Consider the following 12,197-nt stretch of genomic DNA (forward strand, 5'->3'; position numbering starts at 1 on the left):
CTACTACTTCATTGAGAAATGCGGAAGTGTAGATCCTTACCGGCTTATAATTCATCTTGTCTGCATCTGCTTTCCCAAAAAACAGGACACTCGTCAACAAGCTATTTAGGTTTCTAACAGAATTTTCAATTTTATTGGCATGCTTAACCAATTTTGCTTTAAAAGGATGCTCCTTTTCAGCATAAAGTTTAAGCAATTGGGCAGAGCTTAAAATGGATGTCAGTGGAGTCTTGAATCCATGGGAAACATTTTGAACAATTCTAGATTTTAATTCACTCAATTCCCGTTCTTTCTCCAAGGCCTTTTGCAGCTCTTTATTGGCTTCATTTAAGTCTGCTGTACGTTTTTTAACCTTTTCTTCTAATTCATTATTTAAGCTTTGGAGCTCTTTCTCTTTTTTATCTTTAAATATGGCCAATTCAATCACCATATTTAATTCTCTTATATTGAAGGGCTTGATCACATAAGCACTGGGATTGGTAACCGCCACTTTTTGAAGGGTTTCACTATCAGAACTCGCTGTGAGGTATACCACCGGGATATTATACTTCTCATTGATAATTTCAGTGGTTTTAATACCATCCAGCTTTCCTGAAAGGTTGATATCCATCATGACAATATCTGCATGATTTTTTTCAAGAATTTCCAAAGCTATCTCACCCGAGTCAGCCATTCCAATGATTTGGTGGTGATTCTTTTCAAGTGCTTTTTTCAATAAAAGTGCCGAAACGGTATCGTCTTCGGTTATTAAAATCTTAAGAGAAAACATACTACAATATTAATTAAAAATGTGCCCCAAAATGGTTAATCATTAAACCGGTATTAAAATTCTTACTAAAGTCCCATTCCCCTTCTCACTTTCCACTTCAATATTTCCATTGAGTTTTTCTACCAAATGTTTTGTAATGGCCAATCCCAAACCTGAACCTTCAAATTTACGGTTAAAACCTTTACTTTCTTGCTCGAATGGATAAAACAATTTATTCAAATAATCCTTACTAATACCAATACCTTGATCATGAACTTTGATAATCATGTCATTTTCAACTTTTTCCACAACCACTAGTATCATGCCTTTTTCTGAATACTTGATGGCATTACCCACAATATTATTAATAATAATTTGCAGGTATTTACGCTCTAAATTGGCATAAAATGGTTTTGTAAGAAATTTTGAAGTGACTAAGATACCTTTTTTTATTCCTATGGATTTATGATTAATCAATATTTTTGAAATAAAATCATTAACATTGGTTTTTTCCATCACCACACCTAACTCATCCGACTCAAGGGAAGACAAGTCCAAAAAGTTGGTAATGGTATGTAACAATCGGTCACCACTTTCTTTTATAATATTCAAATGCTCAATTAATTCCTTATCATTGGATCTGGTTTGAATAATGTATTCAGTACTTCCAAGTATGCCATTCAAGGGTGTCCTGATCTCATGACTCATATTGGAAATAATATTGCTTTTGAGATGGCTTATTTCCTCGGCCTTACCCTTGGCTATCTCCAACCCTCTCTCGTAGGCCTTTTTTTTGGAAACATCCCGAAAGACATTTAAATACATAAATTTCCCATTAATCTCCTCCTTCATCTTTGAAATGGAAACTTCAATCTCTTTATCTCCTGACTGCAATGGCAACTCAAACTCCTTTATAACCTTATCGCTAACTTTCAATTCACTAACAATTTCACCTCTTAACTTTTCAAAGGTTTTATTGTCTCTAAACAAATATTGCAAACCATTTTCCTGAAGCTGAGCCTCACTTACTTCCGCAAGCGAACAAAAAGATGGGTTTGCTGCTAAAACCACCCCTCCCTGTACAGAAAGCAACAGACCATCCTGTGAATTGTCCCAAACAACCTTAAATCGATCTTCCCTTTCTGCAATTTCCAGATTTTTTTTGTGCAACTTATTTTTTAAGGCCCCTTTATCTCTTGTCTGCTGAACAAAAAAACAAACACCATAGATGATGGCTATCAATATGGTAAATACGATAATAAGGAACCAAAAATTACTGTAAAAAGGAATTTCTACAATCAACTGCCCATCCTCTAGAAGAGCTTGATCTGTAGGCAAAGCCATCATACTCAAACACAAACTATTATTATGGGGCATTTTACTAATACAATCCCAAGCATCCCGAGACCTATCTATCACTTTTGGAGATCGATTCATTTCAAATTCACAAAAGTTTGACAATTAAAAAATCTTGCATCAATACTATTCAACCTACCAAATTTCATTTTGGAGTACCCTATTGGTAATTCAAAATGAATCCAACCCTTTTCAAATTCAACCAATTGCCTCTCGGTTTTTGCCAAAGAAAAATAGGTCATTAAAATTTTTAAACAAAAAATTAGATGTGTTTTTATAAAAAAAATTATTTCGCTGAAGACTAATAAAACTTTTCTAAAAAAAATAATTACCCAATTATCACCTAGCTTACTGATTAAAATTTGTAACAAATCATTTCTCAACATAGTCAAAACAATATTTTTAGCACCGCTCTTCCATAAATAAAGAGACTCTAAAATTAAAAAGAGGTAATTTGGCAATCTTAAATTCATAGGGTCAATTATCTTCCCTAAAAATATAAAAAGTTATTCATAGTTTAAATTAAATTGATATTGTTTGCAATTTCTTTTTGTGATCACCCTTTATCTCCTATTTTTGTAGCAAAATAATTAAAAGTAGACTTATGAGCGTATTGGTAAATAAAAATTCCAAAGTAATTGTACAAGGGTTCACAGGAACTGAAGGTTCTTTTCACGCCCAACAGATGATAGAATATGGTACCAACGTTGTGGGAGGTGTAACTCCTGGTAAAGGTGGCAGTACTCATTTAGGCAAACCGGTATTCAACACGGTGGAAGATGCTGTAAAAACTAAGGGAGCAGATACTACTATAATTTTTGTTCCTCCGGCTTTTGCAGCAGATGCGATTATGGAAGCTGCAGATGCAGGCATCAAAGTAATCATCGCCATTACTGAAGGAATTCCTGTTAAGGACATGATGAAAGCCAAGCCGTACGTTAAGAAAAAAGGTGCTATTTTGGTAGGTCCTAACTGTCCTGGGGTAATCACTCCGGGTGAAGCTAAAGTGGGAATTATGCCTGGCTTCGTATTCAAGCAAGGAAGAGTAGGTGTGGTATCCAAATCAGGAACCCTTACCTATGAAGCAGCTGACCAAATAACAAAAGCTGGATTGGGAGTTTCAACTGCTATTGGTATTGGTGGAGACCCTATAATTGGTACTTCTACTAAAGAAGCGGTACAATTGTTAATGGAAGATCCGGAAACTGATGCAATCGTTATGATTGGTGAAATTGGCGGAAATTACGAAGCAGAAGCTGCCCAATGGATCAAAGAAAACGGAAACAAAAAACCTGTAGTAGGCTTTATTGCCGGCCAAACTGCACCTCCGGGTAGAAGAATGGGACATGCCGGAGCCATTATTGGTGGAAAAGATGATACCGCCATTGCTAAAATGCGAATCATGAAAGAGAATGGTATTTTTGTAGCAGAATCCCCTGCTGAAATTGGTGAAGTAATGGCAAAAGCATTAGGAGTAGACGCCTAATTTTATTTTGTTTGTACACTAATATATCATAACAATAAAAAAGGAGATCAGTTGATCTCCTTTTTTATTTACACTTTACCAAAGATTACTTAAATTTTTCAACCCGGAATGGGAAATAAGATAGGTAATAAGTGCTGCAATCGTATGAAGATCAGTCTGTTTGAAAGTTTTAGCATAGCATTGCTGTAAAGAAAAAGTAACAGCAACGAAATGGCTTTTCAAAACTATTTTAACAAATATAAAGGAAGTCCATTATAGTGTTAAAGGTCTACCAACAGATAGGCCAACTTCCAAAACAACTAAAAAACTTTTATTTCCAATAGCTTTGGTACATCTAGAACAAAACACGAAGCCTTGTTCTTAAAAGAAACTGATTTTTAGGCATTTCCTAATTTACTAAGAAATTCACAGTTTAAATATATTTTTACAGGCCTACTCCCACCATCTATCAAATTTGTATTGGAAATATTCAGTTATTTACATTAAATTTAATGCATAACCTTAAAACGAATCCAAATAAAACCTATGCCATTGATGAAATCTTGTATTTTGATGGTTTTTGCTTCCCTTTGTATTTTTGTGGCTGAAGCACAGGAAACTTTAGATTATAAATCTGATATCATTCCGGTATTGGACAAGCATTGCTACTCCTGCCATAACACAGGAAACCCCAAAGGCGGTGTAAATCTAAAGAGATATGAAGAGGAAGGGCGGATAATAAAAGATGGGCAATTTTGGCTTAAGGTGGTAGACCAGATCAAGTCTAAAGAAATGCCTCCATCAAATAAGCCTGAATTAAATGAGAAAGATTATCATGTACTTCTCGACGGTATTAATGGTATCCTTATAAAATCGCTGGAAAAAAGGACACCCGGAAAAGTCATCATAAGGAGATTAAGTCATCGAGAATATCATTATACCATCCTAGATTTGACCGGGGTGAATTTTGATGCAAGCAACAGATTTCCTGCAGATGGTTCTGGAGGTGGCGGATTTGACAATCAAGGAGGCTCCTTGTTTTTCACTCCTCTGAAAATGGAACGGTACTACGATGCTGCTGAGGAAATAGTAACAAAACTTCATGAAGACCATAATAAGTGGTCTGAACTGGTTCCCAAATCCTATAGACAAAATATTTTGCAACGTTTTTTAAACTGGCTTTTGCCTAAGTTCATTAGTGATTTTGAACCCTTAAACTCAGCTGAAAAAGCAGCTGAAGAGGTACTGTTTCCTTTTGCGAGTAAGGCCTATAGAAGATTAATAAAAACAGAAGAAAAGGAATTATTCATCAAGCTTTTTTCATCAGTATATAATGCAAATTCTGAAGAACCTGACCCGCAAAGATTCAATAGGTCTATTGCTGAAGTTTTTAAAGCTATATTAATTTCCCCATCTTTTCTTTATAAGATGGAAGAAGAGCCTTTGGGCCCTGAGCCCATCGCTTTGGGAGACTTTGAACTGGCCACTAGATTGTCTTATTTTTTATGGTCTAGTATGCCGGATGATGAACTTTTCAAATTGGCTATGGAAGGTAGGTTACAAGCCCCGGGAGAAATAGAAAATCAAGTCAAGAGAATGCTTAATGATCCAAAATCAAAAAGATTTTCTGAATCTTTTGTAAGCCAATGGCTAGGCATCAATAAATTAAAAGACCCTAATGCCCCTTTGGCAGATTTAGTCCGATTCCCGGAATTTACCCCATCCATTAGAGAAGCCATGTTTGAGGAGACCATTTCTTTTTTTCACCATGTGATGACAGAAAGTAAAAACTTCATGGATTTAATTAATAGTGATTATTCATTTCTTAATGAGGAATTAGCAAATTACTATGGGATTGAAGGAGTCAAAGGAGATAATTTTAAGAAAGTTGCATTAGCTAATAATTCCAGAGGTGGTTTTTTAGGTTTAGGCAGCGTGCAGGCAGTTACCTCATTACCCACACGAACCAGTCCGGTGCTAAGAGGAAAGTGGGTATTGGAAGAAATTTTGGGCACTTCTCCCCCACCGCCCCCACCGGATGTCGCAGAATTGCCTGAAGATGAGGCTTTACACGAAGAACTTGGACTAAAAGCACTTTTAGAAAAACATCGTGAAGATCCGGCATGCCAGTCCTGCCATGAAAAAATGGACCCTTTAGGTCTTGGTTTGGAGAATTTTGGAGCAGACGGGAAATGGAGAGAAAGCTATGGCAGCACTCCCATTGACCCGGCAGGGGTACTCGCTTCCGGAGAAACCTTTGAAGGGCCAGGAGAACTGAAGCGATTGCTTATGAAAGAAAAGGAAAAGTTTGCACGTAATCTCTCCAAAAAATCATTGTCTTTTGCAATTGGTAGAGGTACAACGTTCACTGATGAAACTGCCATTCGGGAATTGTCAGCAACATTGATAGAAAATGATTTTGATCCGGATGTATTTATGGCGGCATTGGTTCAAAGCTATCCTTTTAGAATGAAAATAAAAGATTTTCAAAAAAAGGTGAATGAAATTGATTGACAATTGAAATAAACTTGATGATTAGCATTAACCGCCTTGATTAGTTAGATTATTTTATTATAATGTATTGAATAACTATGTTTTAATAGTAAGGCTGGCAATAATCAATTGGTTTTAAATATTATTTTCAAGCATAATTTTGCTTTAAATATTTTGATGATATGAATAAGAAGTGGCAAATATCTAGAAGAAAATTATTGAAAGGTGTGGGTGCAGCTATAGCCTTACCCTTTATGGAAGCCATGGCTTCTCCTTTGGGTTTAAGGAGTTATAGCAATGATGGTTTTCCAGTACGATCCACATTCATGTTTATGCCCAATGGGGTTCACCCGGGTAGATGGACGCCTGAAGGATCCGGAAAAGATTATATCCTTTCTCCTACTTTAGCTCCATTGTCGCATTTGAAAGATGATATTTTGGTACTGGGGCAATTAATGAACAAACATTCTATTTTTCAAGGTGCAGATGGCCACTATGCCAAAACGGCTAACCTCCTCACTTGTCTCCCTATACAAAAAACTGCCGGTGACAATATCAATAGTGGTGGGATTTCGATCGATCAATTGATTGCCAATCACCATAAAAATGAAACCCTTTTCCCCTCTCTGGAATATGGCTTGGATAGAATACAAACAGGAGTAGATATTAATGTAGGCTTTACCAGACTTTATGCAAGTAGCATCTCCTGGAAAAATGCAATGACCCCGCTTTCCAAAGAGATTGATCCCAGAATGGCTTTTGACAGGTTGTTTAGAACCTTTATACCGGGAAATAACAAGCAAGAAAACCCCTATAAAAGCAGTATCCTTGATGCCGTTCTAGCGGATGCCAAATCACTTAAAACCAATTTGGGAAGGTCTGATCAAGATAAATTGGAAGAGTATTTGGAATCTATCCGGTCTATTGAAAAGAGAATCAATAACCAAGACAGCTTAAAGGATTTTGCCAGCAATATCACACCGGATATCAAACGTGAATTAATCAGGGTTAACCAAGATATTGAAGAGTATGCTGAAGTGCATAGCGGTGTGAATGTAACAGAAAAAACCAGGCTAATGTTCGATATAATAGCCTTGGCAATGTGGAGTGATGCCAGCAGGGTAGCCACTTTTATGTTTGGAAACTCTGTGAGCAACAGAAACTTTTCATTTTTGGAAGGCGTGAATGGTGCCCATCACTCAATCTCCCACCATATGAATCATCCCGGCAAAATGGAACAGTATGACCGCATTACCAAATGGCATCTCGAACAATATGCCTACTTTTTAGACAAATTAAAGTCAATCAAGGAAGGGAATGGTACCTTACTAGACAATTCCTTGGTCATGTTTGCTTCTGGACTAAGGGATGGAAACAGACATTCCCCTAGGGACCTACCGATTATAGTTGGAGGACATGGAGGAAATAAAATAAATTCCGGACAAAATCTAATCTATCAGGAAAACACTCCGTTGGCTAACCTCTATACCTCTTGGATGCAAGCTGTAGGCATGAATGAAACAAAATTTGCAGACAGTACAGGCACCTTAGAAGGAATCTTGGCCTAAACACATAACCTATTAAAATACACGCATCATAACAGGCACTCGGTGTCTGCTATACAGGAATCATATGGACAACAAGGAATTGCCCTCTTCCACTAAAATGTGGACAAAATTATTCGGTAAAAGAATAATAATACCATCAATTTTTATCTTTTCTTACCTAATAATACTGTTGGTGCCTTTTAATTTTGACCAGCAAAACGACTGGTTTGTTTTACTAGGTAGGTTTCATCCCCTTGTACTCCACTTTCCTATCGTATTGATCCTTGTTACCACAGGCTTTTTATTGATGGGATTTTTTAATCCTAATTTTAATAAGCCGATAATCATTCTTTCCCTACTATGGACTTCTGTATTTTTCTCATTTGTCTCTATCCTCGCCGGTTATTTACTTTTTATTTCGGAGTCCTATTCAGGCAATTTAGTGAGTAATCACCTCAATGGAGCTATGGCCACAGGAATTTCTATCACTTTATGCCTGATCCTCTACGAATTGAATTTCCAAAGGAAATTGAAAGCAGGCTTTCTTTTTTATTCCTTATTGATTCTGGCTAATTTTTCCCTGGCCTATACAAGTCATATGGGAGGTTCATTGACACATGGAGAAGATTTTTTAACCGCTCCGATCGATGCGCTATTACCTGCCAAAAAGATTGATAAAGCTCCTGAGGACATGCTCCTATATGAAGACATGGTCGCCACCATTTTCGAAACAAAATGCGTTTCCTGCCACAATGAAAACAAATCAAAAGGAGACTTGCTTCTGAATAATTATGATGAGGTTTTTGCAAGTGGTAAAAGCAAAAAACAAGCAGTAATTCCCGGTGACACTTCAAAGAGTGAAGTGATGGTGAGGGTTTTACTTCCCGAAGATCATGACGAAAGGATGCCACCCGAAGGGAAGCCTGGCTTAACGGATAATGAAATCAGCTTACTTTCTTATTGGATAAGCAGAGGGGCCTCAGATACTTTAACTTATGGAGATATTGACAATGATGAGGTTTTGACAGAAATAGAAGCCTTGATGCCTGATATCCAGCAAGCACAATATAAAATAATAAAGGAAAAAGAAGCTTTTGAAGCCGCTCTTCAAGAACTTAGAGAAATAGGAGATCCAATGGGAGTTGATATTTCGGCGGATGATCGGTCCAACGGCAAGTTTTTCGGGTTGAAAATGAGGTTTCCACCAGCTCACATCGGAAACGAAGAAATCAAAGCCTTTTCACCTTACTTCCCCTACTTTTCTCGGATTTCTTTAGCTTCATCCAATATAGATGATGATGCATTATTTCTTTTAGGGAAAATGCCTCAACTCCGCAGGTTAATCTTACAAAAAACAAACATTAAGGGAGAAGGCCTCCCCTATTTAAAAAACCTTGAAAACCTCGAAGAACTGAATTTATCCTTTACACCTCTGGATGAAGGGAATTTGCTTCACCTTATTGGCTTTAAAAACCTTCAAAAAGTTTACCTCTTTGGAACACCGGTAAAACCGGAAGTAATTTCTGCCCTACAAAAACATAAACCTGAATTAGAAATAATTTTGGAAGAAGGACCATTTTATTAATGGTCTTTTTTAATATAATTAGGTACTATTGTCACTAAATACTTTTAAAATTTAAGTTTCATACAATGAAGATCCACAAAGCATTACACCTGGTATTCTTAATTGGCATTAGCCTTTTTAGTTTCACCCATTGCCAATCCCAAGTAAGCTCTGAAAACCAAGTCGAAGTAGAAAATAAAGTTAAAGGTATTGACCTTTTAAAGGCCTATATTGAGGAAGATTTGGATGTATTTGATTATGAGTTGGCTTTTGAGTCCAAAGGTGAAGGTTATTCTTATTATGTTCTCAAAGTCATCTCTCAAAATTGGTTAACAGAAAATGAAGTAAATGAAACCAAATGGTGGCATTGGGTTTCATTTGTTGTTCCCAATGAGCTTAAACACAATACCTCTTTGCTAATCATTTCAGGAGGAAGCCAAAACACCACTTTACCGGAAAAGCCTGATGACATGATTCTCCAAGCCGCGCTATCGTCAGGGTCTACTGCAATAAAAGTTCATAACATCCCTTTTCAGCCTTTAGAATTTGTGGGCGACACCCTTGGGTTAAGGACAGAAGATGCCATTATAGCTTATGGCTGGAGAGAGTTTATGGAACGAGGTGCTAAAGATGAAGATGCCATCTGGTTGGCTAGATTCCCTATGACTAAAGCTGTGGTTTCAGCCATGGATGCTGTGGTGGACTATTCTAAAACCAATTTGGATTTGTCTCTAGATAAATATGTGGTAGCTGGGGCCTCAAAGAGAGGTTGGACTACTTGGACCACTGCAGCCGTAGATGATCGGGTAATTGGAATGGTCCCTATCGTAATTGACATGCTTAATTTAACACCTTCTTTCAAGCACCATTGGCAAACCTATGGTTTCTGGGCTCCGGCGGTGAATGATTACAAGCATGAGAAAATATTTGATTGGATGGACAGTAAAGAATTTGAACGTCTAATTGAAATCGTAGAACCATACCAGTTTCTGGAGGAATACCAAGACATCCCAAAATTACTCATTAATGGTTCAGGAGATCAGTTTTTTCTACCGGACAGCTGGAGATATTATTGGAATGATCTTCCCGGAGAAAGCCATGTAGCTTATATTCCCAATGCCGGTCATGGACTTAAAAATTCCGATGCTCCACAGATTCTTTTAAGTTTTTATTCGCAAATCATTAATAATGTAAAGCGACCTTCCTATAGCTGGGAAGTAAAAGAGGATGAGATCATAGTAAAAACAGACATCAACAACCCCCCTGTGGCAATAAAATTATGGACTGCTACAAACGAATCTACAAGAGATTTTAGGATTGATGCCTTGGGTCCTAAATGGAAAGCTACAAATATTCCTTTTGAAGCAGATGGAGAATATTCTATTCCAATTGACGCTCCTTCTAAAGGCTGGTCTGGTCATTTTGTTGAACTTACCTACGCGGGTCAGGCACCATTAAAATTTACCACAGGGATAAAAGTTCTTCCGGAAACATATGAGCACGAATTATATGTACCAGAAAAAAGAAAAGGAACCTCATTAGATTGAACCACTCAAATAGCACAATAGCCATGTAGTAATCCCACGGAAGGAGTACCCATTTCACCTCCTTCTGTGACGATTACTATATATTTTTTTCCGGCAGCTGATCAAACCAAAGGACTGGCATAGCCTTTTGCCTGCAATTAAAATTTACAGAGTTTTTCCCTAGCATCTTAATCAAATGCCTCAAAGTATTCATCCTTTCAAGCAGGAATAAATACCAAACCACCTGCTATTACCACCGGACCACCATGATTATCCGTCCCTTTTTGAGGAATTCCCCCTCTCCGCCGTTTCGGTAAATTCTCTCAATGCAACCGACCATTCTATTTCACCTTTGTTTAAATTGATGGCATTTAGCGTTCCCCCAAGATGGTTTTATTGCCGCACACTTTTCTTGATCAAAAAGACCTATGTTGACTTACTGTATTACAGGGAATTAAATTCAGGTATATCCGCAGAATGTAAAAAAATTCACTACCCTTATCCCTAAGCTATGCCACCCAATTTTCATAGCCTTACAGAGAAGAAGCTTTCTCAACATTACTAGTAATTAAGATAGAAAAAACCTTTAAAGTGCTAATATATTGATTGGTGCTTACTTTAAATATCCATTAATAGCTATGATTCTAACCATTATATTATTTTGGTTGAAAGCAAAAGAATTATATTTACAACAAATCCAAACGGAGAGTTGGCAAGCATATAGACTATGAAGCTTGGAGCAAGACGTCTAATACAGTTTACTTTTCAATTTTTGCTTTAGAAATGGGTTTCAATTTATAAGTACTCCTATGAAAAAATTAATGATATGCAGACATGGAAAATCTTATTGGGGTGATGCTAGCTTAACGGATCATGAAAGGCCATTGGCTAAAAGAGGCCTGCGTGATGCCCCAATGATGGCTAAAAGAGCACATGCTAACCATATTATTCCGGAAAAAATTCTGACATCAGACGCATTGAGGGCAAAAATGACAGCTGCATTCTACCTAGAATCTTATGAAAAATTAGACATTCCTTACGAGATTAGCCCGAATCTTTATATGAGCTCTGTAAAAGAGCACCTTAATGAGGTTAAAAAAACAAGTGATAAAATTGATACCCTATTTATATTTGGCCATAACCCTGCCTTGACCCAGCTTATCAATTCTTTTGGAGAAAAGCTAGACAACCTTCCTACTGCTGCAGTTTTTGGTTTTAAGTTTGACGTGGACCACTGGAAAGATATCACACAAGCGAATGCCACATTCTGGATGTATGATTACCCTAAAAACTTAAGCACTAAAACTTCCTGACATCTTGTAACACCTCATCGAATGAATTGTGATGGGCTATCAAATAAAGCACTTTTTGGGCAATGTCCTCAGGAGTACTCAATTCCCCATCCTCTTTTAAGGACTTAAATTTAGAAAGACTGCTGAATTCGTTTGGCCTTGCAGATCTGATGGAAGCTTGCATAGGGGTATCAATTACTCCGGGG

General features: G+C 37.2%; 8 protein-coding genes and 1 pseudogene. 6 read left to right on the forward strand and 3 right to left on the reverse strand.

Annotated elements, in window-relative coordinates; translation table 11 throughout:
* The coding region (locus AAC037_RS08510) for a response regulator (RefSeq protein WP_339902584.1) at positions 1 to 769 on the reverse strand (769 nt) is incomplete at its 3' end.
* 42 nt (positions 770 to 811) lie between these two features.
* Complete coding sequence (locus tag AAC037_RS08515) at positions 812 to 2,185, reverse strand: PAS domain-containing sensor histidine kinase (protein WP_339902585.1); 1,374 nt, start codon at positions 2,183 to 2,185, stop codon at positions 812 to 814.
* A gap of 523 nt (positions 2,186 to 2,708) precedes the next feature.
* Between AAC037_RS08515 and sucD the strand changes: the two genes are divergently transcribed.
* The 6 genes from sucD to AAC037_RS08545 all read left to right on the forward strand — a co-directional run bounded on the left by sucD (position 2,709) and on the right by AAC037_RS08545 (position 12,012).
* Positions 2,709 to 3,590: a succinate--CoA ligase subunit alpha gene (sucD, locus tag AAC037_RS08520; protein ID WP_339902586.1), complete on the forward strand. Its 882-nt coding sequence runs from the start codon at positions 2,709 to 2,711 to the stop codon at positions 3,588 to 3,590.
* 534 nt (positions 3,591 to 4,124) lie between these two features.
* The gene (locus tag AAC037_RS08525; RefSeq protein WP_339902587.1) at positions 4,125 to 6,083 is read left to right on the forward strand and encodes a DUF1592 domain-containing protein; all 1,959 of its coding nucleotides are present in this window, start codon (positions 4,125 to 4,127) and stop codon (positions 6,081 to 6,083) included.
* Between the two features lie 161 nt (positions 6,084 to 6,244).
* Complete coding sequence (locus AAC037_RS08530; RefSeq protein WP_339902588.1) at positions 6,245 to 7,630, forward strand: DUF1552 domain-containing protein; 1,386 nt, start codon at positions 6,245 to 6,247, stop codon at positions 7,628 to 7,630.
* A 64-nt stretch (positions 7,631 to 7,694) separates the two neighbouring features.
* Complete coding sequence (locus AAC037_RS08535) at positions 7,695 to 9,194, forward strand: c-type cytochrome domain-containing protein (protein ID WP_339902589.1); 1,500 nt, start codon at positions 7,695 to 7,697, stop codon at positions 9,192 to 9,194.
* 65 nt (positions 9,195 to 9,259) lie between these two features.
* Positions 9,260 to 10,720, forward strand: coding sequence for a PhoPQ-activated protein PqaA family protein (locus AAC037_RS08540; RefSeq protein WP_339902590.1), 1,461 nt, complete (start codon positions 9,260 to 9,262; stop codon positions 10,718 to 10,720).
* Between the two features lie 788 nt (positions 10,721 to 11,508).
* Positions 11,509 to 12,012: a histidine phosphatase family protein gene (locus tag AAC037_RS08545; RefSeq protein WP_339902591.1), complete on the forward strand. Its 504-nt coding sequence runs from the start codon at positions 11,509 to 11,511 to the stop codon at positions 12,010 to 12,012.
* Here the strand turns inward: AAC037_RS08545 and AAC037_RS08550 are convergent.
* Positions 11,999 to 12,197, reverse strand: a pseudogene (locus AAC037_RS08550) (short-chain dehydrogenase); the annotation flags it as partial. The gene AAC037_RS08545 and the pseudogene AAC037_RS08550 overlap by 14 nt on opposite strands.

Origin of the sequence: uncultured Cyclobacterium sp., from assembly GCF_963976465.1 — a bacterium.
Lineage (GTDB): Bacteria > Bacteroidota > Bacteroidia > Cytophagales > Cyclobacteriaceae > Cyclobacterium.

Bases quoted from the DNA above. Each gene is read 5' to 3' on its own strand.
- sucD (WP_339902586.1), top strand. From the start codon at position 2,709: ATGAGCGTATTGGTAAATAAAAATTCCAAAGTAATTGTACAAGGGTTC.
- AAC037_RS08545 (WP_339902591.1), top strand. From the start codon at position 11,509: ATGAAAAAATTAATGATATGCAGACATGGAAAATCTTATTGGGGTGAT.
- AAC037_RS08515 (WP_339902585.1), bottom strand. From the start codon at position 2,185: ATGAATCGATCTCCAAAAGTGATAGATAGGTCTCGGGATGCTTGGGAT.
- AAC037_RS08540 (WP_339902590.1), top strand. From the start codon at position 9,260: ATGAAGATCCACAAAGCATTACACCTGGTATTCTTAATTGGCATTAGC.
- AAC037_RS08530 (WP_339902588.1), top strand. From the start codon at position 6,245: ATGAATAAGAAGTGGCAAATATCTAGAAGAAAATTATTGAAAGGTGTG.
- AAC037_RS08525 (WP_339902587.1), top strand. From the start codon at position 4,125: ATGAAATCTTGTATTTTGATGGTTTTTGCTTCCCTTTGTATTTTTGTG.
- AAC037_RS08535 (WP_339902589.1), top strand. From the start codon at position 7,695: ATGGACAACAAGGAATTGCCCTCTTCCACTAAAATGTGGACAAAATTA.